At 44.3% G+C, this 26,963-nt stretch carries 23 protein-coding genes; 20 read left to right on the forward strand and 3 right to left on the reverse strand.

The window, feature by feature from the left end; genetic code table 11:
* Both IGI88_RS09120 and adhE read left to right on the forward strand, forming a co-directional pair.
* The gene (locus tag IGI88_RS09120; protein WP_005232154.1) at positions 1–492 is read left to right on the forward strand and encodes an NUDIX hydrolase; all 492 of its coding nucleotides are present in this window, start codon (positions 1–3) and stop codon (positions 490–492) included.
* 308 nt (positions 493–800) lie between these two features.
* Entirely contained in the window at positions 801–3,392 is a 2,592-nt protein-coding gene (gene adhE, locus IGI88_RS09125) for a bifunctional acetaldehyde-CoA/alcohol dehydrogenase (protein WP_008376050.1), read from the forward strand.
* 245 nt (positions 3,393–3,637) lie between these two features.
* On the opposite strand, the gene IGI88_RS09130 is transcribed toward adhE, so the two are convergent.
* On the reverse strand, positions 3,638–5,170 hold the full coding sequence (locus tag IGI88_RS09130) for an alpha-N-arabinofuranosidase (protein ID WP_429960366.1): 1,533 nt from the start codon (positions 5,168–5,170) through the stop codon (positions 3,638–3,640).
* A 101-nt stretch (positions 5,171–5,271) separates the two neighbouring features.
* Here IGI88_RS09130 and IGI88_RS09135 point away from each other — a divergent pair, with 101 nt between their 5' ends.
* Together IGI88_RS09135 and IGI88_RS09140 are read left to right on the forward strand one after the other, a co-directional pair.
* The gene (locus tag IGI88_RS09135; protein WP_010748756.1) at positions 5,272–6,039 is read left to right on the forward strand and encodes an AraC family transcriptional regulator; all 768 of its coding nucleotides are present in this window, start codon (positions 5,272–5,274) and stop codon (positions 6,037–6,039) included.
* Between the two features lie 91 nt (positions 6,040–6,130).
* Positions 6,131–6,616: a hypothetical protein gene (locus IGI88_RS09140; protein WP_016619690.1), complete on the forward strand. Its 486-nt coding sequence runs from the start codon at positions 6,131–6,133 to the stop codon at positions 6,614–6,616.
* 240 nt (positions 6,617–6,856) lie between these two features.
* On the opposite strand, the gene IGI88_RS09145 is transcribed toward IGI88_RS09140, so the two are convergent.
* Positions 6,857–8,692, reverse strand: a complete 1,836-nt coding sequence (locus tag IGI88_RS09145; protein ID WP_429960367.1) for a DUF2264 domain-containing protein — start codon at positions 8,690–8,692, stop codon at positions 6,857–6,859.
* A gap of 169 nt (positions 8,693–8,861) precedes the next feature.
* Here IGI88_RS09145 and IGI88_RS09150 point away from each other — a divergent pair, with 169 nt between their 5' ends.
* Entirely contained in the window at positions 8,862–9,710 is an 849-nt protein-coding gene (locus tag IGI88_RS09150) for a hypothetical protein (protein WP_074934378.1), read from the forward strand.
* Positions 9,707–11,374, forward strand: coding sequence for a hypothetical protein (locus IGI88_RS09155; protein ID WP_429960368.1), 1,668 nt, complete (start codon positions 9,707–9,709; stop codon positions 11,372–11,374). The genes IGI88_RS09150 and IGI88_RS09155 overlap by 4 nt, the downstream gene beginning before the upstream one ends.
* Positions 11,375–11,433: 59 nt before the next feature.
* On the opposite strand, the gene IGI88_RS09160 is transcribed toward IGI88_RS09155, so the two are convergent.
* Complete coding sequence (locus tag IGI88_RS09160) at positions 11,434–12,477, reverse strand: LacI family DNA-binding transcriptional regulator (protein WP_005232137.1); 1,044 nt, start codon at positions 12,475–12,477, stop codon at positions 11,434–11,436.
* Positions 12,478–12,654: 177 nt separating this feature from the next.
* On the opposite strand from IGI88_RS09160, the gene IGI88_RS09165 reads away from it, so the two are divergent.
* The 14 genes from IGI88_RS09165 to IGI88_RS09230 all read left to right on the forward strand — a co-directional run bounded on the left by IGI88_RS09165 (position 12,655) and on the right by IGI88_RS09230 (position 26,921).
* Positions 12,655–13,077 (forward strand): hypothetical protein, encoded by a 423-nt coding sequence (locus tag IGI88_RS09165; protein WP_429960369.1) that lies wholly within the window; start codon positions 12,655–12,657, stop codon positions 13,075–13,077.
* The gene (locus IGI88_RS09170) at positions 13,040–14,881 is read left to right on the forward strand and encodes a DUF2264 domain-containing protein (RefSeq protein WP_429960370.1); all 1,842 of its coding nucleotides are present in this window, start codon (positions 13,040–13,042) and stop codon (positions 14,879–14,881) included. The genes IGI88_RS09165 and IGI88_RS09170 overlap by 38 nt, the downstream gene beginning before the upstream one ends.
* Positions 14,865–16,016: a glycoside hydrolase family 88 protein gene (locus IGI88_RS09175; protein ID WP_016609652.1), complete on the forward strand. Its 1,152-nt coding sequence runs from the start codon at positions 14,865–14,867 to the stop codon at positions 16,014–16,016. The genes IGI88_RS09170 and IGI88_RS09175 overlap by 17 nt, the downstream gene beginning before the upstream one ends.
* A gap of 46 nt (positions 16,017–16,062) precedes the next feature.
* Complete coding sequence (locus IGI88_RS09180) at positions 16,063–17,334, forward strand: ABC transporter substrate-binding protein (RefSeq protein WP_034857867.1); 1,272 nt, start codon at positions 16,063–16,065, stop codon at positions 17,332–17,334.
* Between the two features lie 86 nt (positions 17,335–17,420).
* Entirely contained in the window at positions 17,421–18,323 is a 903-nt protein-coding gene (locus IGI88_RS09185; RefSeq protein WP_005232126.1) for a carbohydrate ABC transporter permease, read from the forward strand.
* A gap of 13 nt (positions 18,324–18,336) precedes the next feature.
* Positions 18,337–19,209, forward strand: coding sequence for a carbohydrate ABC transporter permease (locus IGI88_RS09190; protein WP_010748766.1), 873 nt, complete (start codon positions 18,337–18,339; stop codon positions 19,207–19,209).
* Positions 19,210–19,220: 11 nt separating this feature from the next.
* Positions 19,221–19,877, forward strand: a complete 657-nt coding sequence (locus IGI88_RS09195) for a hypothetical protein (protein ID WP_010748767.1) — start codon at positions 19,221–19,223, stop codon at positions 19,875–19,877.
* A 60-nt stretch (positions 19,878–19,937) separates the two neighbouring features.
* Complete coding sequence (locus IGI88_RS09200) at positions 19,938–20,480, forward strand: GNAT family N-acetyltransferase (RefSeq protein WP_008376042.1); 543 nt, start codon at positions 19,938–19,940, stop codon at positions 20,478–20,480.
* Positions 20,481–20,707: 227 nt separating this feature from the next.
* A complete protein-coding gene (sufC, locus tag IGI88_RS09205; protein ID WP_005232112.1) occupies positions 20,708–21,481 on the forward strand; it encodes a Fe-S cluster assembly ATPase SufC in 774 nt (257 codons plus the stop codon).
* 13 nt (positions 21,482–21,494) lie between these two features.
* The gene (gene sufD, locus IGI88_RS09210) at positions 21,495–22,835 is read left to right on the forward strand and encodes a Fe-S cluster assembly protein SufD (protein WP_061053720.1); all 1,341 of its coding nucleotides are present in this window, start codon (positions 21,495–21,497) and stop codon (positions 22,833–22,835) included.
* The gene (locus IGI88_RS09215) at positions 22,832–24,076 is read left to right on the forward strand and encodes a cysteine desulfurase (protein WP_061053721.1); all 1,245 of its coding nucleotides are present in this window, start codon (positions 22,832–22,834) and stop codon (positions 24,074–24,076) included. Before sufD ends, IGI88_RS09215 begins: the two co-directional genes overlap by 4 nt.
* Positions 24,054–24,548, forward strand: a complete 495-nt coding sequence (sufU, locus tag IGI88_RS09220) for a Fe-S cluster assembly sulfur transfer protein SufU (RefSeq protein ID WP_005232105.1) — start codon at positions 24,054–24,056, stop codon at positions 24,546–24,548. The genes IGI88_RS09215 and sufU overlap by 23 nt, the downstream gene beginning before the upstream one ends.
* A gap of 29 nt (positions 24,549–24,577) precedes the next feature.
* Positions 24,578–25,969, forward strand: a complete 1,392-nt coding sequence (gene sufB / locus IGI88_RS09225; RefSeq protein ID WP_005232103.1) for a Fe-S cluster assembly protein SufB — start codon at positions 24,578–24,580, stop codon at positions 25,967–25,969.
* Between the two features lie 346 nt (positions 25,970–26,315).
* Positions 26,316–26,921, forward strand: a complete 606-nt coding sequence (locus IGI88_RS09230; protein ID WP_225869342.1) for a hypothetical protein — start codon at positions 26,316–26,318, stop codon at positions 26,919–26,921.
* Positions 26,922–26,963 lie beyond the last annotated feature (42 nt).

A 26,963-nucleotide genomic window follows, 5' to 3' on the forward strand; every position in this document is an offset into this window, starting at 1 on the left:
TTGTACCATACCGCATTTGGAGTATATGGAATTTTGTTTCAAGGCAACTGCTTGGCCGTCATCAAAAAGAAGGCGGGACCTTATCAAAACCGCTATGATTTGCCAGGCGGCAGCATGGAGGCAGGTGAATTGCTGGAAGACACGCTGTGCCGAGAATTTAAAGAAGAAACCGGCATGACCGTCACTAGCTATCATCAATTAGGGGCAATTAATTTTCTTTACCCCTGGCACTATCAAGGAACATCTATGAATAATCACATCTGTGTCTTTTATGAGATTCAAACAACCGTTGGAAGTCTTGAGAAGAATGTTCCTCAATTTACAGGCCAAGATTCATTGGGAGCAGTTTTTTTCCCCATCGAGCAGCTAAATGAACAAAATGCATCACCTCTTGTAATAAAAGCTTGTGAGGTGTTTAAACAGAAGGCATTTACGGCAAGAAGCCAACGCCTAATGAAATGGGATGTATTAGAGGACCCTTCTTATGAATAATCCTTTCAGATCATATGACGTTTGACAGAAAAAGTGAAAAGAGCAGATGATCATATTTAGTAGGGATAAGGTGTTTTCGTAAATCCCTCCATTGTTCAACTTAGCACATGACATTTTTCTTAATAAAAACCGAAACTTTTGTCCACTTCTTTTCCTTAAAAGCTCTTGAAAACGCTTAATTTAAAGGGAGTTTAATAAAACTGTGAAAAAAATCACAAAAACTATTTACAAACAAAAAAAGATGTTGTATGATTTGTATGTGAAGTAGTTAACAAACAAAACATGTTTAAAAACTAGGAGGACAAACAATGGCTAAGACATTGGAAAAAGAAGTGACAATCGACGTACAAGCAATGATCGACGATTTAGCAACGAAGGCAAATGTGGCGTTAAAAGAAATGGAAAGCTTTGATCAAGAAAAAGTGGACCACATTGTTCATGAAATGGCAATGGCAGCATTAGACAAACACATGCCTTTAGCTAAAATGGCAGTAGAAGAAACTGGCCGTGGTATCTATGAAGATAAAGCAATCAAAAACATGTACGCTTCAGAATATATTTGGAACAGTATCAAACATGACAAAACAGTCGGCGTGATCAATGAAGACAAACAAAAAGGCTTGATCGAAATCGCTGAACCAGTTGGTGTCGTTTGTGGGGTAACACCAACAACCAACCCAACATCTACAACGATCTTTAAAGCAATGATCGCTTTGAAAACACGTAATCCGATCGTTTTTGCTTTCCACCCATCTGCACAAAAATGTTCAGCAGAAGCTGCACGTATCGTTCGTGATGCAGCCATCGCTGCTGGGGCACCTGAAAACTGTGTGCAATGGATCGAGCATCCATCAATCGAAGCGACTGGCTTATTGATGAACCACCCAGGAATTGCGATCGTATTAGCAACTGGTGGCGCTGGCATGGTCAAAGCAGCATACTCAACTGGTAAACCTGCATTAGGTGTTGGACCAGGGAACGTACCTGCTTATATCGAAAAAACAGCGAAAGTGAAACGAGCAGTCAATGACTTGATCGTGTCAAAAACTTTTGATAACGGAATGATCTGTGCCTCTGAACAAGCAGTGATCGTTGATAAAGAAGTCTATGCCTCTGTGAAAGCAGAATTTGAAGCACATCAAGTATATGTTGTAAAAGCAAAAGAATTACAAAAACTTGAAGATGCCGTGATGAACGAAGGGAAATATGCCGTAAATCCAGCAATCGTTGGTCATTCAGCAATGGATATCGCGAAATTAGCAGGCATCAACGTACCAGAAGGAACAAAATTATTGATCGCTGAACTTGACGGTGTCGGTGCTGATTACCCACTATCAAGAGAAAAACTTTCTCCAGTTTTAGCAATGATCAAAGCAAACAACACAGAAGACGCGTTCGAAAAATGTGAAGCAATGCTTGATTTAGGCGGATTAGGCCATACAGCGGTGATCCACACTGAAAACGAAGACTTGCAATTAGCATTCGGCCTACGCATGAAAGCTTGCCGTATCTTAGTTAACACACCATCTGCAGAAGGTGGTATCGGAAATATCTACAACGAAATGATTCCATCATTGACACTTGGTTGTGGTTCATACGGGAAAAACTCTGTATCACGAAATGTTTCTGCCGTGAACTTGATCAACGTGAAAACTGTAGCGAAACGGAGAAATAATATGCAATGGTTTAAATTGCCACCAAAAATCTTCTTTGAAAAGAACTCTCTAATGTACTTGGAGAAAATGGAAAACGTTGAACGTGTCATGATCGTTTGTGACCCTGGTATGGTTCAATTCGGCTATTGCGATACGGTTCGTGAAGTACTTGCTCGTCGTAAAAATGACGTGAAAATCGAAGTCTTCTCTGACGTAGAACCAAACCCATCAACAAACACCGTTTACGCTGGAACAAAAATGATGGTTGATTTCAAACCAGATACAGTGATCGCCCTTGGTGGTGGATCAGCAATGGATGCTGCCAAAGGCATGTGGATGTTCTATGAGCACCCAGATACTTCATTCTTCGGCGCGAAACAAAAATTCTTAGATATCCGTAAACGGACATACAAGATCGACAAACCAGAAAAAACCCAATTCGTTTGTATCCCAACAACGTCTGGTACTGGTTCTGAAGTAACCCCATTTGCGGTTATCACTGATAGTGAAACACACGTGAAGTACCCATTAGCTGATTACGCATTGACACCAGATGTTGCAATCGTTGACCCTCAATTCGTAATGTCAGTACCTGCTTCTGTTACAGCAGACACTGGAATGGACGTCTTGACTCATGCGATCGAATCTTATGTGTCCGTAATGGCCTCTGATTACACTCGTGGATTGAGCTTACAAGCAATCAAGCTAGTCTTTGACTACTTAGAAAAATCAGTGAAAACACCTGATATGGAATCTCGCGAAAAAATGCATAATGCCTCAACAATGGCAGGTATGGCCTTCGCCAATGCATTCCTAGGTATTTGTCACTCTGTAGCTCACAAAATCGGTGGTGAATATGGTATTCCTCACGGACGTACAAATGCGATTCTTTTACCGCACATCATCCGTTACAATGCCAAAGACCCACAAAAACATGCAATGTTCCCTAAATATGACTTCTTCCGTGCCGATACAGATTACGCAGACATTGCGAAATTCTTAGGCCTTAAAGGCAAAACAACGGCTGAATTGGTTGAAGCATTGGCAACAGCTGTTTACGAATTAGGACAATCTGTTGGTATCGACATGAGCTTGAAAGCGCAAGGCGTCACTCAACAAACACTAGATACAACAGTTGATCGCATGGCTGAATTGGCTTACGAAGACCAATGTACAACAGCAAATCCAAAAGAACCACTAATCTCTGAATTGAAACAAATCATCGTTGATGCCTATAACGGCTAAACAATGAATCAAGAACACCCTGCGGTATCTTAGCTGCCGCAGGGTGTTCTTTTGTCGTTTCATTTTTTTTGAGAAAGCAAGCTGGCAGTTGCCGCTTCCTTGCCCAGATCAGTTAAGAATGCGAAAAACAGCAATCGAACAGGGGGGGATCATAAAAAAGGAGTGGATGTCTCCACTCCGTAAAAGTCTCATTTTTTCAGGGTATCGCCAAGGCGGCTGCTTTTTTGCTCAAACAGATAGGCTCGTTACTTGCTGCCGTTTTTCTTCAAGCGTAGCATCTGGAAGCTTTGTTTTTCCAAGACGACACGCAAAATGCCGTCATTCAATTCCGCTGTTTTTCCATTGACGGGCACAACGTTGTTCGGGGTTGCTTCGGTATTGACAGCATGCAAGTCTGGGTGGTGCAAGACTTGATGGGTAGCGATTTGCAATGAATCATATTGACGCAAGTCGCAAGTGAATTCGTTGGTATCCTGCAAATCCTTATTCACCAAGAAAAAGGTCAAATAGTCATCTTCGTTTTCGATCGCAATGGCATCCACATATGAAGCTTTTCCATGGCTGCTATCGAAATCGGCCCCTCGAAGGATGCTATGCAACACGTGACCGCGACCATAGTTGCTGATCATTTCATAGGGATAAAAAATCGTTTGTTTCCAAGCGGCAGTATCGGAAGTCATGATCGGTGCGATCACGTTGACCAGCTGTGCCATGCAGGCAATTTTAACGCGATCTGCGTGCTGAAGCATCGTGATCATCATGCTTGCGACGAGTAACGCATCTTCGAAGTGATAGACGTCTTCTAATTGTGGTGGGTGTTGACTCCAAGGTTCGATTTTTTGATCCTGTTCATTTGAGTGATACCAGACGTTCCATTCGTCGAAGGAAATATTGATCGTCTTCTTACTTCGGCGTTTGGCTTTCACTGCATCACAGATTGCTGCGACTTGACTGATGAACTGATCCATTGCGACATTGCTTGCTAGATAATCTTGGCTATCGCCGTTACGGTTGCCATAATATTGGTGCATGGAAATGTAGTCGACTTGATCGTAACAATGACTTAATACTGTATCTTCCCACATGCCAAAGGTCGGCATCGTGAGAGAAGAACTACCACAAGCGACGGTTTCGATCGTTGGGTCCACCAAACGCATCGCTTTGCCAGCTTCTTCTGCGAGACGGCCATATTCATCGGCTGTCTTATGTCCTTCTTGCCAAGGGCCGTCCATTTCATTGCCTAGACACCAAAGTTTGATGTCATGAGGATCGGCCACCCCATGGGCACGACGGAGGTCACTATAATAGCTGCCGCCTTTTAAATTGGTGTATTCGATCAAGTTTTTCGCTGCTTCGATTCCTCGTGTCCCAAGATTGATCGCCATCATCGGTGCCGTATTGACTTGTTTGGTCCAATCCATAAATTCGTTTAAGCCGAACTGATTGCTTTCGATTACCCGCCAGGCCAAATCGATTTTTGCTGGCCGTTGCTCTTTAGGACCGACGCTATCTTCCCATTTATACCCAGAGACGAAATTGCCTCCTGGGTAACGGACGATCGGCACATTCAACTGCTTGATCAAGGCAGCGACATCTTGACGAAAGCCTTGCTCATCGGCAAAAGGACTTTCTGGTTGATAGATCCCTTCGTACACACAGCGCCCTAAGTGCTCCACAAAAGAGCCGTAGATCCGTTCGTCGACTGGTGCCAAAATAAAGTGTTTGTCTAAATACATCGTAGTTTTCTTCAATTTTGCAACCCCTTTCTTTTCTTTCATTGTAGCGATAGTCCATGAAAATAAACACTACATTCTGTCTCATTCTATTGACGTTTTGTCCGTTTTCTTTATACTAAAGGCAAGTAGGAAGGAGTGAGAAGTTGAACGTAACCTATTCAGGATTTCAAATGCACAATGCTGTTTCCGATCATATTTATCGCCCCTCTGGCTTAAAGCATTATCTTTTCGTGTTGACGTTGTCTCCAATGGTGTTCACTTTTGAAGATGGTCATCAAGAAACCAGTGAAAAAGGTAGCTGCATTCTTTTTCCTCCAACCGTCTATCAAGATTATCGTGGCAAAGAAGATTTTTTTAATAGCTTTGTTGAGTTTCAAACGGATCAGGTGATCGAAGAAACCTATGCGATCCCTTGCAACCAATTGTTCCAGCCGAAAAATATTCAACAAATCAACAAATTGATCCAAAAGATCAATCATGAATCCTTGTTGCCACAACGGCACACGGAAGAATTGATTGCGGCGTATATGACAAATCTATTGGTCTTACTTGAACGCAATTTTGAAGAAAGCATCCCGCAACCACAAAATGAACACTATCAACTGTTTCAAGCGATGCGGTTGAAAATGTTAGTCAATTGCGAACAGCAATGGGATTTTTACCAGTTTAGCCGAGAGCTTTCCATCGGTAAAAGCCAATTCTACAAGCTCTATCAACAGTTTTTTCATACCACGCCCAAAGAAGATTTATTGCAAGCTCGGTTTCAAAAGTTTTTTTATCTACGCAGCAACGAAACACTAACGATTCGAGAGGCGGCGTTTCAATCAGGGTTCCAAAACATCAACCATTTTAATCGGCTCTTTGCGAAGCGCTATGGGTGCGCACCATCAAAGTACCAACAGGAGCAATAGGCAGGTCTGATCGGTAAAAACGCAGAAAAAAGTCCGACGAATTCTTGACGGATGCAAGAGAAAACGGGACAATGTCATTAGGAGGTGGCATATGGATACAGAAACGATCGTAAGCGAACTTTCTAAACGTTCAAGTGAATTGGAAGCGCTACAAAGAAAATTGAGTCAAAGTCAATTAATGAATAATGAAGCGGCACAAACGTTCATTTTTGACTTAAAGGATTATTTAGATAGCTTAAAGCTCGTAACGGATTTAGTACCGTCAGCGGCAACTACAACAGTGGAAGTTGACCAGTTGTCGTACGTCTTAGGTGAACAAAATCAAAGCATCCAGCAGCTGCTGGTCATTTTGGAAGAAGCCGAAGCAAACGACGACCAGCGCTTTTTTGGCAAAAGTGCAGGAGAAGTGCGGCGGATGATTGGCAGTCTGTCTGGGATCCTGGAACTAAACGGTCTGTTGCTGCAAGACAATCGGGGCTTTCAGCAAGTCGTGAAGGAAACTGGACCACTTCAGGTGGCTGAAACAAAGGAAGTCTCTGAGAAAAAAGGGTTTCTCCAAAAGCTTTTCGGGAAATAAGCACTGATCGTCAATCAAAACATGAATCACTTGTACCAAAAAAACGGCGCTTCACAATGTGTGAAGAACCGTTTTGTGGTACAAGTATTTTTTTGCTCTTTGCCAATAGAGACGGAGAGATCAGAAGGTACCGACGCTGAAACGTTAGAAATCGAACTTCTGGGGGGGCATTCTTCAATCCCGTAAATCAGAAAGGTGTTTTCGGTAGCTTTTCTACTAGCATTTGCCAATAATTTTTTGCTAGTAGTTAAGCTGAATAGTTTTTCTCTGATCCCCTTTGCTCATTGTTATTTTGTCCGCTGTGATAGTGACATCAAAGGGTGGGATCTGATCAGAAAAGGCATTGCCTAAACACGCAACGAGCCATTCCTGTTGTCCGGCGAGAACGGTTTTGCTTACTTGAGGGATGACTGTTCGACTATAAAGTAGATTCGTGTTGGGTTCTGGCATCAAGAGGGTACCCTCTTGATGCGTCGCGAAGGTTTTGATACCAACACAGCCAACCGAGCTTTGATAAAAGGTGCCTTCTTTGCTAGAAAACGCAGTACCATCAGCCGGTGCTGCAAAGCTGCCATTGACCAGTTGCAACCTTCGATCCGTTTGAATCCGATGGTAACGCAGATGCCAAGGATACATCGGAATCACAAAGGTTTCGATGATGACCTGTTCGTAGGGACGCCAGCGACTATAGACGTAGTCATCTTCAATCGCAAAGGCTTCATAACCAAAAGCCGTTTTAAAATCCGTCTGCCCTTCTGAGATCGCCAATGTATTATCATAAGCACCTTGTTTCAATAAAACGGTTGCTTTCGGTACGCTAAACCCAAACGTTGTCGAATAGACAAACTTTTCGTATTTGGCATTGCCGTGAGCATGTTCGTGGGAATGCTGCCCCGCCGTGAAAGCTTGCAATTCTGTGCCTTCTTGGTTATGCACCAAGAGCATCCGACTATGAAGATTGCGCACCTGTGTGGCAAAGGTTGGCACCTGCTCCTCAAGCGTCCAAAATTCAGCATCCGCTGGGATTGCCAATACACAGAAATTTTTGAAAGCCCAATAAGGCGATCCTGGTGCGTTATAGCCTTCAGCCATATTTAGGTTGGGGTAGGCATAGCCAATACTTAAAAAGCCTTCTTGCGTAAAGATTGGTTGGCGAAACCAGTAACGCATGTTTTGTAACAGTAAATATTTTCCTTCATTTTTTGTGAAGCCTTCATATTCTATATCGGCGAAAGCACCGACGGCAAAGAAACTTGATTGCGCAAACCGATACGTTAGACTACGGCCAAAAGGCAATGCCGCACCGGTTTTTGTGAACCACTGCTTAAAGGATTGAGCAAACGTAGCGGCTCTTTGACGGTAGTTAAACTGATAAGGGCATTGGGAACGACAGGTAAGAACACTGTAAAGGAGTCCGTAGTATTGCATCCCAAAAGGAATATAATAGTCGATTTGATTTTCATAGCCATCAAAATACCAGCCGTCTGCTAAGTAATACCTCTCGATCTCTTCTTGATCAGCCAAAAGGGTGGTTTCTACAAAAGGCAATGCTGCCATTTCAAAGAAGGTATTGACTAAAATCCGAAAGAAGAGCCAATTGGTTTTAGGGATCGTGTGCTGATTGATCTGGTTGAGCCAATCAAAGAGATTCGTTTGCTCTCTTGGTGTGAGGAGATCCCAAAAGACGGGTTTGGTAAAAATCAAATAGCTAGCAAGGGCACCCATTTCCACAAACAATTGGTCGTAGTCATGCAGTTTTCCCCAGTACTCCTGAGAGGTCGGGGTGGTGCCTGCAACGATCCCGGCATTGGCTTGTTGAAAAAGTTTTGGGTAACGAAGGCACGCTTCTTCTTGGCTGAACAATGGGCCCAATCCCCAGAGTGTCCGTAAAAAGCCTTCGATGTCACTCTTTTCCTGAGTGTACACCGCTCCTGAATTTCCTAGGTGGACCCTCCCGGGAGTTCCTTGTTGTGCCATACATTCGTATACGGGAGTGACCAGATCAACAAGGGCCTCTTCTAGATCAGTTTTGGTTCGAAGAGGGTTCTTACTTAATGCTTCTTGGAAGTTTCTCATGCAAACAGCTCCTTTTAGTTGTTATTTTACTTTATTTAGTAAAATAAAGAAATGGAAACTGTTACATTTCTTTATTTTAAGTAAAAAAATAGTAAAAAATCGCTGGAACCAGTTACATTTTTTTGTCGACATCGCTATAATGGAGAAAATACGAGAGGAGCTACATGCAATGACCCAGATTTCCTTAACGATTTATGACCAAAAGCATCAAGTAAAAAAAGGCAAACGAACACCTGAAAGTGAACCTACCCTTCTGCAAGCGACGGCGGAAGACTTTGTCACGTTGGCATCCCAAGCGTATTGTTACGAGGACGGAGATAAAATCGTTGTCTCGCTCTCACGCAGTGGACAATTTGTGTGGGTCACACTCGATGAAACGCTGGCGACTACTTTGGTGTACATCAAAGGCAACGAGTGGATCTACCCCGTACACCTTAGTGAAAATGCCAAAGAAGCCGCGCCAGAAGGCCGTTTTGCTGGGAAAAGCCATTATTTGAGTGTGCGGGTAGCAACAAAAGAAGAACTAGCGGCTTACCGCAACGTCGCCTTAAACCCTCATGATCAAAAAGAATTCTTGGGTGCCTATCCGCATGCCCATGCCAATGTTGAAACAAGAGATGATGCGACGTTTTTCGCTTGTAACGCTATTGATGGCATTTTTGCCAATACGTCTCATGGCAATTATCCCTATGGCTCATGGGGAATCAATCAACAAGCAGATGCCGCTTTGACGATCGACTTTGGTCATGAGGTACGCATCGACCAATGTGCGCTTACGTTACGGGCGGATTTTCCCCATGATAGCTATTGGCAACAAGTCACGTTGGCGTTTTCCGACGGGAGTCAAGAAATCTTGCAGACGGTCAAAAGCAGCCAGCCTCAACGGTTTTCTTTCCAGCCGCGAACGGTCACTTGGGTGAAATTGCATGAGCTGATCCAAAATGACGATCCCTCACCATTTCCAGCGTTGACCCAAATCGAAGTCTTCGGACGCTCCATTCAGGAGGAAAACGCGTGAATCCAGCAGATGTAAAAGAAGAAATTTTACAGACGGCACAGGCTTATCTTGAGACTGGTGAGGTTCCCTATTTGCCTTATCAAGGCTATCAAGAGTATCTCGAATCGGGGAATCGTGTTGCCTTCGAATCCCATTATTTTGCCCGCCGACGGATGTTGGTGGTTTTAGGACTTGCTTATGAAATGGAGCGTAAGGCAGCGATCAAAGTGCTGTTGGAGCAAGTGATTTGGGAAATCTGCAATGAATATACATGGTGTCTGCCAGCGCATCTGCCGATTGTCGATGGCCAGTTTTCTTCGCAAGCGCGCCACACAGTCGATCTTTTTGCAGCTGAAACTGGGCAATCCTTAGCAGAGTTGTTTATGTTGGTTGGGGGAGACCTTTCACCAGTCATCACAGAACGAGTGTTGTATGAGATCGATCAACGGCTTTTTTTACCCTTCGAGGAGCAAACCTGGGAGTGGGAGACAAAAGAGAACAATTGGTCCGCAGTTATTGGTGGCTGTCTTGGAATGACGGCGCTCTATGTATTGCCGAGAAAAAGCGAGCGACAATTGCGGATGATCAAACGATTGGATACTGCAATACAAAGCTATCTCAACAGCTTTGGCGAAGATGGTGCTTGTGTAGAAGGCGTCGGTTACTGGGCGTATGGGTTTGGTTATTTTCTGTATTATGCGCAATTGTTGGCAGAAGTATTGCAAGAAGATACCTACCTAAAGCAGCCTAAAACCAGAAAAATTGCCGCTTTTCCTTATTACACGATGATTTCTCCAGGGCATTACATTCCTTTTTCTGATTATTCGGCGATCGAACTGCCTAGCGGCTTGGTCAGTTATTGCTACGAGCATTTGGGCGTGGTGGTTCCCCAATTATCGGGGGTCAGTCCGTTAGATTTTGATCCTTGCTACCGGTTTGCCCACAGCTATCGAAATTTGTATTGGCATAACGAAGCGATCACACGAGAAACGAATGCCTCGTTTCATCACTATTTTGAACAAGCACAGTGGTTCATGGCAAAAGATGTGCAACAGGATCTTTTTTTTGCTGCCAAAGGGGGGAGCAATCAAGAAAGCCATAATCATCTTGATGTCGGTCATTTTGTCTTAGGAACGACGGAGGAGTTGTTTCTGACGGACCTTGGTGCAGGGGAGTACACCAAAGAGTATTTTGACGAGAACACGCGCTATCACTACTTTCCCGCAGCCGCAATCAGTCATTCGCTGCCAATCATCAACCAGCACACCCAACGCCCAACAGCCGAGGAAGCAACGGTGCTACAGGTTAATGACCAGCAATTTGACTTAGACCTCAGTGCGTTCTATCCGAAAGCAGCGGTCACTGAATACCAGCGGCGCTTCGTGGTCTCGCAGCAACAAGTAACGATCGAAGACCATTTTGTCTTTGACGAGCACCAACCAAAGAATCTGGTGGTGGAAAACTTTATTACGAACATACCACCAATGGTGCAAGATAAGACCGTTCAACTAATGACAAAAAAAGTACGCTGTGTTCTTGGTTTTACCAGTGATAAGATCCAAATACAGCCAGTCACTTATCAAGACCACCATGGTGTACAGGCACAAGCGTATTTGATCCAAGCCGAATACACGCTTGAGCAGACAGGGGAAATCAAAACGACCATTAAAATAAAAAAAGGGTGAGAAGGATGCGGTGCTTCCTTGCAATGACGTTGATCAATGCAAGAAGACACCGCAGCTTCTCAGCCTTCTTTTGGTTTTGCGGTAGATTGACGAATCACCAGCTGTGTACTTAAAAAGATGCGTCTGGCGATCCCAGGATTTTCGATGCGGTTATAGAGTAGCTCTAACCCCGTTTCACCCATCTCTTCAGTAAATGCTTGGACTGAAGAAAGGGGTGGAGAGACATAGCGGGACACCGAAATATCGTTGATGCCCATAACACTGATGTCTTCAGGAATCTTGATTCCATGAGCCGTTAACGTATGGATGACCCCGATCGCAAAGGCATCATTGGCTGCCAAAATCGCAGTCGGCAAGCGGTCTTGCCACAAAGCCAAAGCCTGCTCCGTTAATTCTTCCCCCGTTTGGACATCCAACCGACTATTTTCTTTCACGATGAAATAATCCTCATCAAACAGCTGATAATGCTGCATCATATCGACATAGGTGTTGACCGTTGGCGTTTTGTACCGCCGATACCCATACATATTTTGACTTTCCTCGGCGCCGATAAAGGCGATTTTTTGATGACCAAGTCCCATCAAGTGAGAAAGAGCCAACTCCGTTGCTTGCGTAAAATCGGTATTGACAGAATCGTAGTCATCCAGCGGAAAGTTACTGCCAATCACACAGAGGTTGGGGTGTAGCTCATGGAGTTTCTTGACCCGCTCTTCTGTAAACTTGCCGATTGCCAGTAAGCCGTCGACGGACTGGATCACTGACTCATCAAGGTTGGAGATTTTTAACAGATCACAACCCAGTTCGGCGGCGCGTTTTTCCACACCCAAACGAATCGACATATAGTAAATGTCTTCTAATTCTTCATCATCCATCCGCCACTGAACGATCCCGATCGATTTGTTGTGTTTTTTTGGTACATCCACTGGTAGTTCACGCTGCTTTTGCTTGTTTTTGTATTTCGTATAATTTAGTTTTTCAGCTGCCTCGAAAATCTTTCGTTTGGTTTCTTCGGTCACTGAAAGACTAGGATCGTAGTTCAGAACCCGTGATACGGTTGATATTGATACCTCAGCTATGGTCGCTATGTCGGTAATCGTAGCCATAGAATCCCTCCTCCAATGCTTCTCCTCTTCAGTATATTTCTTTTTAGTAAAAAAACCAAGAGAGAAATTGCCCTCAAGTAAAAATTTTACTTTTTTTAGGAAAAACTATTGATTATTTTCCTAAAAAAAAGTATGATTTGAAATGAAGAAAGCGTTTTAAAAATGAGGGTGGCATGAATGGAGTGGATTAATTCGTTATTTATCCTGGGTCTACTTATGGGGTTGACTGCTTGTTCTCCAAATGAAGCAACGCAGACGCAAGCATTTTCTCAAAGCAGCGAAAAGCAATTAAAAGAACGAGCGCTTTGTTATTCTGACGAAGATTTTTCGCAAGGTGTCGTCCCGTTGCATGAATTCGTGAAGCTATCTGGCACCATCGTAAAGAGTGATGCGAAAACAGCAGACATTGAGAAAGGGGATCGATTTATTCTAGAAACAGCGGCTGGACAGTACCAAGTATTCAATGAACAAAGTCAAAAACTGAAACTGCAAGATGTGGTGACGGTCTACGGAGAATATTATGGTTTTATTAAAGCGACATTGATTGAAAGGAAGGATGCGGATGCAATCACAGAAGCTGCAGCAATTGAAAAAGAATAAATTTGAAAGTTATGAAGATGTAGCAGCCGGCTTCAAAACGATCATGGATCAACTCAAGTCCGCTTTTGCAAGCAGTCGTCCCGGTCATTTGGCTTTAGGCAGCCATGGGACTGTCTATGAGAAAGAGGTACAGGAACTTGAAGCGTTCTTGCGACCGCTTTGGGGACTCGCGCCTTATCTAACCCAGCAAGAAGATTCATTCATGGAAACCTATCTCTCAGGAATTATTGCGGGTACAGATCCAGAGAGTCCCGATTATTGGGGTGTTGTGGAAGACTTCGACCAACGAATCGTGGAAATGGCTTCGCTAAGTACCTTTTTACTATTAAATAAGGAAAAAACGTGGGATGTTTTATCCCAACGCCAAAAAGATAATCTCCATGCGTGGCTGATCCAAGTCAATCAACGAGAAATTCCCGCAAACAATTGGCATTTCTTTCGGGTTCTCGTCAATGTAGCCATGAAGCGTTGTGGCAGCAGCTTTTCCCAAGAAAAGATCGATGCTGACTTGGCATTGATCGAGACCTTTTATTTAGGGGAAGGATGGTACTGTGACGGAGTAGCCACTCAAATCGATTACTATGTATCTTTTGCGATCCACTACTATAGTCTTCTGTACTGTCGATTTGTCCCTGAGGATCTTGAAAGGGGAAGGAAGTTCAAACAACGAGCCACCGAGTTTGCTCCAACCTTCAAGCATTGGTTTGCAGCAGGTGGAGCTGCCGTTCCTTTTGGTCGAAGTTTGACGTATCGCTTTGCGCAAGTTTCTTTCTTCAGCGCATTGGTTTTTGCGGATGTTGAAGCATTGCCATGGGGAGAGATCAAAGGGTTGATCAGTCGTCACCTGCATCAGTGGATGCAGCAAGACATTTTTACTTCCGAAGGGATACTGACGGTCGGCTATTCGTACCAGAATCTGATCTTTGCCGAAGGCTACAATGCACCAGGTTCACCTTATTGGGCGTTAAAAATCTTTCTTTTGTTAGCGGTACCAAAGGAGCATCCCTATTGGCAAGCCACCCCAACGCCATTAGTGATCACTGAAAGAACACTGGCTCATCCCATCAGTAAGAACTTTTATCAACACAATCAAGACTTGACCCATGCCTTGATGTTTCCTGCAGGACAATGTATCAACTATCAAAGTCATGCCAGCAGCAAATATAGCAAATTTGTCTACTCAACGACGTTTGGCAATAGCGTGCCCAAGAGCAATTATTGGTTTTATGAAGGAAATTATGACAACACATTGGCTTTATCAGAAGATGACCATTACTTTCGCACCAAAGGATTGGATCGCCAGTATCAGCTTTTACCTGATCGGATCATTCATGAATGGAATCCATGGGAAGACGTCCAGATAAAAACAACAATCATTCCACTGATAGGCAGTCACCTTCGCATTCATGAGATCAATTCTCAGCGCGCCCTTTCTTTCTATGAGGGTGGGTTTTCATCACCGAAAGAGGCAACTGCCATCACTGAAAAAACCGCAAGCAGCGCTGCGGTACGAACATCGATCGGCTATTCGAAAATCGAGGCGATCGCTGGCTATGAAACGAGCGATGTCCTACGAACGGAGCCAAATACGAACCTCTTGTATCCTGCAACGTGGCTGCCGTATTTAACTGCTCAACGACAAGCGGGAAAGCACCTGTTCGTTTCCCTCGTCACCGGCTTGCTTCCACAAGAACAAGAACAAGCAGTGACCGTCGAAGTGACAACAAACAACATTACGATCAATCAATCCGGACATATGATCCAGGTTGAGCGAATAGGAGGAAAAAATGGAAACCAGCTATGACGTACAGCTATCACAATGGGTAGCCGAGCAAATCGACTTCACCGTTAATCAAGTAAGAAAGAATACTAAGACCTTTGACACGTTGGTCCCACCTGCAGCAAGTGAACAGCTTGTCTATCGACCAGAAGCCAACCATGATTGGACGGCGAGTTTTTGGACTGGCATGTTGTTTTTGAGTAAAGAACTGACGGGATCAACAGAATTTGATGAAACCATCGAAAAACAACTGCACTCTTTCCAAGAACGATTGGACCAAAGAATTGGACTAGAAACCCATGATATCGGGTTTTTGTATAGTTTGACTGCGATTGCCGACTATCGAGTGAACGGACGGGAATCTTCGAAAAAACTCGCGATTGCCGCCGCCGATCTATTGATGGCCCGTTACTCACCCAAAGCCCAGATCATTCAAGCGTGGGGCAATCTCGATGATCCGCAACAACGCGGGCGCATCATTATTGATTGCTTGATGAATTTGCCGCTATTGTATTTTGCTTCCCAAATGACGGGGGATGAATCCTACAAACAAGCAGCCTATGCTCATGCCAAGCAGACCCAGAAATACATCGTGCGAGACAACGCCACGACGTATCACACCTATTACTTCGACGTTGAAACTGGAGCGGCGATCGGCGGCAATACCCAACAAGGCTATGCCGATGATTCCTGCTGGGCGAGAGGGCAAGCGTGGGGAATCTACGGATTTACGCTGAGTTACCTTTACACCGGTGATACCAGTTTCTTGAAGACTGCTCAAGACCTTGCGGATTACTTTATTGCGGAATTACCGGCGGACAAGGTCAGTTATTGGGATTTAGTGTTTAACGATGGTAGTCAGGAAGAAAGGGATAGTTCGGCCGCCGCCATCGCAGTCTGTGGCTTGCTAGAACTGGCGAAACATTTACCGATCACGCAGCCAAACCAAGCCGCCTATCAGGAAAACGCCTTGGCGATCTTGGCGTCGTTAGCCCAAAACTATACAACGATCGACCATCCCGAATCAAACGGACTTTTGATGCATGGGGTTTATGACAAGAATTCCCTCAAAGGGGTCGATGAATGCATGATCTGGGGCGATTATTATTATATGGAAGCGCTGATGCGGGTGTCACAAAGTTGGTATTCCTATTGGTAGTTTTTAGGGGCGACCCTTTAAAAAAATGTTTAATGGAGGAATGAACATGCACTTTTTGAAAAAAGGTTTATTAGCAGCAACGATGTTTGGGACGATCGCAGCCTTGGCAGCGTGTGGAGGCGGAGCGACAGATGATTCCGCTGCTTCTGAAGATGGCGACATCAAATTGACCGTAACCACTTGGAATTACGATACGACACCTGAATTCGAAAAACTATTCCGTGCCTTTGAAGAAGCGAATCCAGGCATTACCGTTGAACCTGTCGATATTGCTTCAGATGATTATGATACCAAGCTAACGACGATGCTCTCTTCAGGAGATACGACAGATATTTTGACCATGAAAAATTTACTTTCTTACTCTAATTATGCGTTGCGGGACCAATTGGTGGATCTCACCGACCATATCGGATCATTGGATATTGCCCCAGCGCAAGAAAGCTATGACATGTATGACGTAGAAGGCAAAACCTATGCACAACCGTATCGGACGGATTTTTGGGTCTTGTATTATAACAAAAAAATGTTCGATGAAGCAGGCTTAGACTACCCATCAAACATCACCTGGGACGAATATGAGGAGCTTGCCAAGCAGCTAACAAAACCAGACGAACAAATTTATGGTGCGTATCAACACACGTGGCGTTCCACTACCCAAGCGATTGCAGCTGCCCAAAATGGCGCCAACTTGATCGATCCTCAATACGACTACTTGGAAGCGTACTATGATCGTGCATTGCGGATGCAAGACGAAAAAGCGCAAATGGACTTTGGGACAGCAAAATCAACGAAAGTTACGTATCAATCACAATTTGAAAATGAAAAAGCAGCCATGATGTACATGGGAACTTGGTATATGGGAGCGTTGATGACCAATATCGACGATGGCAAGACAGATGTCGAGTGGGGTATTGCGGAAATGCCGCAAAATGAAAAAGGGGAAGTAACGACATTTGGTTCTCCGACTGCTTTTGCCATCAATAAAAATTCAAAACATCAAGAAGCTGCGCAAAAGTTCTTAGACTTTTGTTCTGGTGAAGAAGGCGCCAAAGTATTAGCAGAAGTCGGTGTTGTTCCTTCGTATAAGACTGACGCCATTGATGAACTTTACTTCTCCCGTGAAGGCATGCCCGCCGATGAAGTATCGAAAAAAGCCTTCAATCCAGAAACCGTCGCGATCGAGTTTCCTGTCGATGAAAATGGACCAGCGATCGACAAAATCTTGCAAGAAGAACATGACTTGATTCTTGTAGGGGACGAAACACCAAAAGAAGGCATTGCTAATATGGAAAAAAGGGTGAAATCTGAAACCGAATAGTCCTAACGAGAGAAGGGACTTGGGCAAAAAAGTTCCTTCTCTTTATTAATGAAAGGGGGCCTGCTGGCAAGCAGCAGGAGACAAATATGGAAATAACCTCAAAATCAAAAGCAGCTAATAAGTTGAAACGCAAAAATACGCTAACCGCGCTGTCTTTTATTGCACCGAACTTTATCGGCTTTTTCTTATTTACCTTAGTGCCCGTTGTGTTCTCATTGATTCTGGCTTTCATGGAATGGGATTCCTTTAGTTCGCCTGAATTTGTGGGAATGAAAAATTTCAGCAAAATGCTAGGGGACGACACCTTTTGGATCTCGTTAAAGAACACCTTTCTCTATACGATTGGCGTCGTTCCATTGACGTTAGTATGTTCCTTAGGCTTAGCAATTTTATTGAATAAAAAAGTACGTGGAATGAAGTTTTTCCGTACGGCCTTCTTCTTTCCTTATGTCACCTCGTTAGTTGCGATCGCTGTCGTGTGGAACATGTTGTTTCACCCAACGATGGGACCAATCAATCAGTTTTTGAAATTTTTTATTGAAAATCCTCCTGGTTGGACCTCCAGCTCTGATTGGGCTTTGACGGCGATCATCATAGTCAGCGTCTGGCGTGGCATGGGGTATTACATGATCTTATACTTGGCAGGGTTACAAAGTGTGCCAAAGGAATTGTATGAAGCGGCTTCGATCGATGGCGCCAACAAGTGGCAGCAGTTTCGCAACGTGACGTTGCCGTCCTTGCGACCAACGACCTTCTTTGTTTCGATCATGTTGGTCATCAACTGTTTCAAGATCTTCGATTTGGTCCAAGTCATGACTGCCGGCGGACCCGGTCGAGCCACCAATGTCTTGGTGTATCAAATTTACAACGAAGCGTTTGTGAAATTTAATTTTGGTTACGCATCTGCGATCGCCATGGTCTTGTTTGTGATCGTTTTGGGCATCACGGTGATCCAGTTTAAGTGGAACCAAAGACAAGAACGGGTGTAAGGAGGGAGTACAGATGGAAAATACACTGAGTAAAAAGAATGTTCAAGCCAAACCAAAACAAAAAGCCAAGCTGTCGGTCGGCAGTGTCTCCTTGATTCTTTTATTAACATTTCTCGCGTTAGTGACACTGATCCCGTTTCTCTGGATGATTTCTGCTTCTTTTAAGACCAATAACGATGTTTTTAGCGTACCGATCCAATGGATTCCAAAAAGTTGGCACCCAGAAAACTATACGGTGATCTGGGATCGCATTCCTTTGTTGACTTTTTTCAAGAACACAGCTTTTTTGAGCATCATCATTACCTTGATCCAATTGTTTACCTCTAGCTTTGCGGCCTATGGGTTTTCGAAGATGCATTTCAAAGGACGCGACCTGTTGTTTCTGACATACATCGGTACGATTGCGATTCCTTGGCAATCCTATATGATTCCTCAGTTCATCATGATGCGCCAGTTCGGGCTGACAGACACGCTTTGGTCTTTGGTCCTCTTACAAGCCTTCAGTGCCTTTGGCGTCTTTTTGTTGAAACAATACTATAGTAGTATTCCTGATTCATTGTGTGAAAGTGCGCGGATCGACGGCTTGAGTGAGTGGGGGATCTATCGAAAAATCATTCTACCACTGACGAAGCCCGCTTTAGCGAGTCTGACCATCATCACCTTCGTCAATACATGGAACGATTATATGGGACCATTTATCTACCTCTCCTCAACCGAAAACAAAACCATTCAGTTAGGGTTGAAAATGTTTGTCGGCTTATATGATGCCGAGTACGCCCTGATCATGGCAGCATCTGTGGTCTCCATTTTGCCAGTAGCGATCGTCTTTTTAGCAATGCAAAAATACTTCGTAGAAGGAATCGCTACTTCGGGAATGAAAAATTGAGGTGATCAATCATGTTTACCAAACCTACCTTTGAAAACAATCTTTACATGCGGATCTTCCGCTGGCTATATATTGGCTTTGCCCTGAATATCAGTTTTTGGGTCGTGAATACACCCTACACCCTCACGGCAATGTTCTTGGCAGTCGATCCTAGAAACCTCCTTTGGTTTGCATTGGCACTCTTGCTGATTGGTCCAAGCATGATCAGCCTCCTGGCTGCGATCGATCGCTTTGCAGAACACAAAGACATCGATCCAGTAAAAGATTTCTGCTACTTTTTACGAACCTTTGCCGTGCGCGGTTTTCTCTATTGGCTCATCGGCTGGCTGGGAAGTGTCATTGCGATCGTGGATATTCTGTTTGCGGTTCAATTTGAAAGTGGCAAATGGCTCGTTCCTTTCTTTCTTTTGTTAGGGATGCTTTCCATAGCTCTAAGTATCAACGCTTGGTACTTCCAAGTGCGTAATCCAAAAGCCGCTAAGAAAGATGTCCTGCGTACCGCACTTTTCTTCACTTTGAAAAAATGGCCTGTTAGTTTGTTAGCAACCTTTTTGTTTGTTGCCGTTTTTGTCGCCTTGATTTTGAAGCCGCAATTTGGCTTTACTCTTTTTCCAGTCCTTTTTTTCGGACTCCTTTATTTAAACTTACGGAAATTTCAGATAAAATAGAAAGAAAGTCGTCTACGAATAAAGGAGACGACTTTTTTTAGGAGAAAGGGGGGCTTGAAAATGGCAGAAACAGTCACACTTCAACCGATTACCGAAGAAATGCTTGCTGAACTTTGGTCGATCAGCTATGGACCAAAGGCAGATTTAGAATGGAAAAAATGGGACGGACCGTATTTCCAAGACCCCGTATTGACGTGGGAAGAATTTCGAACGGGGTTTGGCGCTAGCTGTATCGACAACCCGTTACGTAAAGCGATCAGCTATCAAGGTAGAATCGTGGGGATCGCGACCGCTTATTGGGAAGACAATACCTTGCAGCAGTGGTTGGAATTCGGGATAGCCATCTATGATGCTTCCCTTTGGAATCAAGGCATTGGCAGCCAAGCAATTCGCCAGTGGATCAATGAGTTGTTTGAATCACAGCCTCATATCCAGCGTGTCGGGTACACCACGTGGTCGGGCAATCACCGCATGATGAAACTAGGAGAAAAGCTAGGGATGACCAAAGAAGCCCAGATCCGCAAAGTCCGTTTCTGGGAAGGCACCTATTATGATTCCATCAAGTATGGCATCTTGCGAGAAGAATGGGCACAGCAGAAGTGAAGGTAGGGGATACGGCAGCCAATGTCGTATTCCTTTTTCTTTTTTTACAACAAATCAAAAAAATTTCTAGCATTACAGACAATAACCATGTACTATCTCTATGTAATACTTTATAATAATTCCAATGTACAGATTAGAAATATTTTAAAAAAGTCGGGAATAGCGTTTGAAGTTCATTCTCAATTAGTCTAAAATAGTGAGAAAGAAAAGATACTGGAGGGAAAGAAATGTCAGTTTTAGAAATCAAAAATCTACACGTCCAAATCGAAGATAAAAAGATCTTAAAAGGCGTTGACTTAGTGTTAAAAACTGGAGAGATCCATGCCATCATGGGACCAAACGGTACAGGGAAATCAACCTTGTCCGCTGCCATCATGGGCAACCCGAATTATGAAGTGACAGAAGGAGAAATTTTGTTCGACGGCGAAAACGTCTTGGAAATGGAAGTGGATGAGCGAGCTCGCTTAGGTTTGTTCTTGGCGATGCAATACCCAAGTGAAATTCCAGGCATCACCAATGCAGAATTCATGCGGGCAGCGATCAATGCCAAACGTGACGAAGACGACAAAATCTCTGTCATGGATTTCTTGAAAAAATTAGATGAAAAAATGGATTTATTGAATATGCCCGAAGAAATGGCGGAACGCTATCTGAATGAAGGCTTCTCTGGTGGAGAAAAGAAACGAAATGAAATCTTGCAATTGTTGATGCTAGATCCAACCTTTGCGATTTTGGATGAGATCGACTCTGGTCTAGATATCGATGCCTTGAAAGTCGTAGCAAAAGGCGTCAATGAAATGCGCGGCGAAGGCTTTGGCGCTTTGATCATCACCCATTACCAACGTCTGTTAAACTACATCACACCAGACGTGGTTCATATCATGATGGAAGGCCGTGTCGTGATGACCGGTTCGGCAGACTTAGCCAAACGCCTAGAAGCAGAAGGCTATGCTGGGATCAGTAAAGAGTTAGGGATCGACTACAAAGAAGAAGAAGCGTAAGGAGGCAAGGTAAATGGCAAAATTACAGGATTATCTTGAACAAGTCAACGTTTTTTCAGCGTTAAAAGAAGAGCCTGAATGGATGTTGGAATTACGCCAAGCAGCCCTTGCGAAAGTGGATGAACTTGCGTTTCCAAAAATCGAGCGGGTGCGTTACGAGCGTTGGCCATTGTTCAATATCGACGAACAAGCACTTGCTGGTGAAAAAGAATTTGCAGGCTTCATCGATCCAACCTTACCTGCAAGTGAATCTAAGGAGACAGGTGCTGGCTTGGTTCCCGCCTTTGACACGATGGATAACCATCCGACCCTCGTTCAGTTCGATGACACCACGATCTTTGAGCAATTACCGCAAGAGTTGATCGACAAAGGCGTGATCTTTACCGACTTGTTTACAGCAATGAAAGAAGTACCAGAGTTGGTTAATCAATACTATATGACCAAAGCAGTGCCAATGGACGAAGACAAAATGACCGCAGCACATGCGGCGTTTATGAATAGCGGCATGTTCTTGTATGTACCAAAAAACGTGGTGATCGAAGAACCCCTTGAAGCGATTTTCTACCACAATGGCAATAGCCAAGCGCATTTCTTCAAACACATTTTGATCGTTGCTGATGAGCACAGTGAGTTCAGCTATTTGGAACGTTTCCAAACCAAAGGCGACCAAGCGAAAAAACTGTCAGGCAATATCGTAGTGGAAGTAATTGCCAAAGCAGGCGCGAAGGTCAAATTCTCTGCGATTGATCAGTTAGGTGTCAACATTACTACGTACATGAATCGTCGCGGCTACGTATTACGAGATGCGATGGTAGATTGGGCGATCGGAGTCATGAATGACGGCGACGTCGTGGCAGACTTTGATTCTGATCTTGTAGGCGAAGGCGCGCATTCGGAAGTCAAAGCGGTCGCAATCAGTGCTGGACGCCAAACACAAGGGATCGATACCCGCGTAACCAACAAAGCACCGCATTCCATTGGTCATATCCTGCAACACGGCGTTATCAGAGAACGCGGCGTCTTAACCTTTAACGGTATCGGACACATTTTAAAAGGAGCCAAAGGGGCGGACGCGCAACAAGAAAGCCGAGTCTTAATGCTTTCTGACCAGGCTCGTGGCGATGCTAACCCAATCCTTTTGATCGATGAGCACGAAGTAACAGCCGGACACGCAGCCAGTGTGGGACGGGTCGATCCAGAAGAAATGTACTACCTGATGAGTCGTGGGTTGCGCAAAGAAGAAGCGGAACGTTTGGTGATTCGTGGTTTCTTAGGATCCGTCTTGACCGCGATCCCAGTCAAAGAAGTGCAACAAGAATTGGTTGCCGTTATCGAAGGGAAGTTGCTCGCATGATCGATGCCCAAAAAGTGAAACAAGCGTTTCCCATCTTGGATCAGCTCGTAAATGACGAACCATTGATCTACCTCGACAATGCCGCCACTACGCAAAAACCAGAGGCGGTGCTGCAGGCAATCACCGATTATTACCATCAAGACAATGCCAACGTTCATCGTGGGGTTCATACCCTCGCAGAACGGGCGACCCATTCCTATGAAGGCGCACGAGAAAAGGTTCGCCGTTTTATCCATGCGAGTGAGACGGCGGAAGTGCTGTTTACTCGAGGGACGACCACTGGTTTAAATTGGGTCTCCCGCAGCTACGGCGACCGTTTTGTCAATGAAGGCGATGAAATCGTGATTTCTTATATGGAACATCACTCCAATATCATCCCTTGGCAGCAATTAGCTGCTCGGAAAAAAGCTACCTTGAAATATATCCAGTTGACACCAGAAGGCACCTTGGACATGGAAGATGCCAAGAAACAGATCACAGACAAAACCGCCATCGTTTCGATCGCGCACGTTTCCAATGTTTTAGGCGTGATCAATCCGATTGCAGAGCTAACCAAATTGGCGCATCAGCACCAAGCCGTCATGGTGGTGGATGGTGCTCAGGCTGTTCCACATATGGCAGTTGATGTCCAAGCACTGGATTGTGATTTCTATGCCTTTTCTGGCCATAAAATGTGCGGACCAACTGGCATCGGTGTCTTATACGGCAAACGGCAATGGCTGGATCAAATGGAGCCCGTCGAATTTGGCGGTGAAATGATCGATTTTGTCCATCTGCAAGAAAGCACGTGGAAAGAACTGCCGTGGAAATTTGAAGCGGGCACACCAAATATTGCCGGCGCGATCGGCTTAGGTGCAGCGGTCGATTACTTAACAGAAATCGGCTTAGAAAACATCCACGCCCATGAAGCAGACTTAGCTGCCTACGTTTTGCCCAAACTGCAAGCCATTGAAGGTTTGACCATCTATGGTCCCCAAGAAGCAGCAAAACGCACGGGAGTGATCGCCTTTAATCTAGCAGGCATCCATCCTCATGATGTTGCCACCGCTTTAGACATGGAAGGCATCGCGGTACGGGCAGGTCATCATTGTGCCCAACCCCTCTTGACCTATTTGCAAGTCCCAGCGACTGCACGGGCCAGCTTTTACCTGTATAATACAAGAGAGGACGCCGATCGACTGGTTGACGCCATCAAGCTGACGAAGGAGTTTTTCCAACATGGCACTAACGAAATTAGATAATTTGTATCGACAAGTCATTCTGGATCATTCTAGCCACCCACATCATCGGGGCACCTTGGATGATTCAACGTACAAAGTCGAATTGAATAACCCTACCTGCGGCGACGTGATCCACTTGGAGCTCGCTGTCGAAGGAGACACCATCAAAGACATCGCGTTTACTGGCGAAGGCTGTTCCATCAGTACCGCCAGTGCATCCATGATGGGGGATGCGATTATCGGTAAGACACTAGCAGAAGCTGGTGAGCTATCAGGCTTGTTTTCTGAGCTCGTCCAAGGAAACGACATTCCCCAAAGCGATCGCTTAGGCGATGCTTCCATGCTTGGGGGTGTGGCGAAGTTTCCTGCACGCATCAAGTGTGCGACCTTAGCTTGGAAAGCATTAGAAAAAGCCATTGCTGCCGACAGTACACAAGCATCTGTCAGTCACAGCCACGCCAATGAATCTGACACTGAAGAAACCAGCGAATAGACAACCGCACTACAAAAGGAGTGAGAACCATGGGTGTACCCGAATTAGAAGAATATAAATTTGGCTTCCACGATGACGTGCAGCCTGTTTTTAGTACCGGCGAAGGATTGACCGAAGACATCGTCCGTGAAATCTCACGGGTCAAGCAAGAGCCAGAATGGATGCTTGAGTTCCGCTTGAAGTCTCTTGAAGCCTTCAACAAGATGCCCATGCAAAACTGGGGCCCAGACCTGTCTGACATCGATTTTGATGCCATCAAATATTACCAAAAACCAAGTGATCGTCCTGCCCGTGATTGGGATGACGTACCAGAAAAAATCAAAGAGACCTTTGAGCGCATTGGTATTCCAGAAGCCGAGCGGGCATACCTGGCTGGCGCTTCTGCCCAATACGAATCAGAAGTCGTTTACCACAACATGAAAGAAGAGTTTGAAAAACTTGGCATCGTCTTTACCGATACCGATTCAGCCTTGAAGGAATACCCTGAGCTGTTCAAACAATACTTCTCAAAATTAGTCCCACCAACCGATAATAAGCTTGCTGCTTTGAACTCAGCCGTTTGGTCAGGTGGTACCTTTATCTATGTACCAAAAGGCGTTCGTGTCGATGTGCCATTGCAAACCTATTTCCGGATCAATGCCGAAAATACCGGTCAGTTCGAACGAACATTGATCATCGTTGACGAAGGCGCCAGCGTTCATTACGTCGAAGGCTGTACCGCCCCAACCTATTCAAGCAATAGTTTGCACGCAGCCATCGTTGAAATTTTTACCCTAAAAGACGCTTACTGCCGCTACACCACCATTCAAAACTGGTCAGACAACGTCTACAACCTAGTAACCAAACGGGCCAAAGCCTTAGAAGGTGCTACCGTTGAATGGATCGATGGCAACCTAGGTGCCAAAACAACGATGAAATACCCTAGCGTGTATCTTGATGGCAAAGGCGCACGGGGCACGATGCTTTCCATTGCCTTTGCAGGTGCCAACCAAATCCAAGATACTGGTGCAAAAATGATTCACAATGCACCAAACACCTCCAGCTCCATCGTCTCAAAATCAATTTCTAAAGATGGCGGTGCAGTAAACTACCGTGGACAAGTCACCTTCGGCAAGAAGAGCGCAGGCTCTATCTCCCATATCGAGTGTGACACCATCATCATGGATGACCTATCGAAATCTGATACCATCCCATTCAATGAGATCCACAACAGCCAAGTGTCCCTAGAACACGAAGCCAAAGTCTCCAAAATCTCAGAAGAACAACTGTACTACCTAATGAGCCGCGGCCTCTCCGAAAGCGAAGCAACCGAAATGATCGTCATGGGATTCGTCGAACCATTCACCAAAGAATTACCGATGGAATACGCAGTCGAATTGAACCGGTTGATTAGTTATGAGATGGAAGGGTCTGTGGGGTAATTGAATTGATTAAGCTAGAAATGCCTATTTGAAGGCGTTTCTGGCTTTTTTTATTTTTGGTATGTATAAAGTAACACCATTTGGATATAAATTTTTAGAGAGATTTAACTAGTATGCAGTTATTTTTGCATTGTTAAGCCTAAATAAAATAATTAGTAGCGCCCAATTTTGAAAGTATACATTTGCTGACTATATCAATGATAAAGGTAAAGAGACAAGAATATGGTATGTTACAAAAGATGATTTTGGAAAAGATACAGCAATTGAGTCTGTTTTAGTATTTGATAAGAATAATAAAATTAGCAGATATAAGAATACTAAGTTAACTATCGGCGATGTCTCTAAGATGACAGATGAAGAGATATTAGAAAAAGTTAAGCAAGATGAATTTGATTATCAATCAGCTAGAATTCAAGGTGTACGAGAAGATATTGCAATGGCGGAGGAGCTGATAGAGAAAAGCGACAGTTCCATAGTAAAATCAGGAAAAGAATTCCTATACAAGATGAAATCAGATAATAATTTGAACCCAATTGATATCGAACCATCAGATTTTTATTTCAATATTATCACTGATTCATCAGGAAATCAGACGGAGAAGGAAGAGTTTTCATTTATTATTCATGAAGTGAGTTACCCTGATTCTAGTTATACAGGATTATATAATGTGGAAGGAGATTTGTATGCGATTGGGGACAATTATGTAAATGATGAGACAATCAACGAGGCAATCTCCAACAAAGAATATCAAATGCGTACAGTGCAAAACGAGGTAACTTATGAAATTACGGCTCCGACAGTAGTACGAGCGCCCCAAGTTTATGAAAGTACGTATAATTATTTTCCTATTGAGCCTCTGGGATGGTCTATAGCCTTCAGAACAAAAGATTTAGTCTCACTTCAATTTGATCAACCAGATACGGATATTGAGAATATTACCATTGATGAATAGTCTTTTGCTCCTTTCTCCAAACACCATTATATTTTGGTCAAA

The sequence above is a fragment of the Enterococcus sp. AZ179 genome (genome assembly GCF_050498885.1).
GTDB lineage: Bacteria > Bacillota > Bacilli > Lactobacillales > Enterococcaceae > Enterococcus_D > Enterococcus_D entomosocium.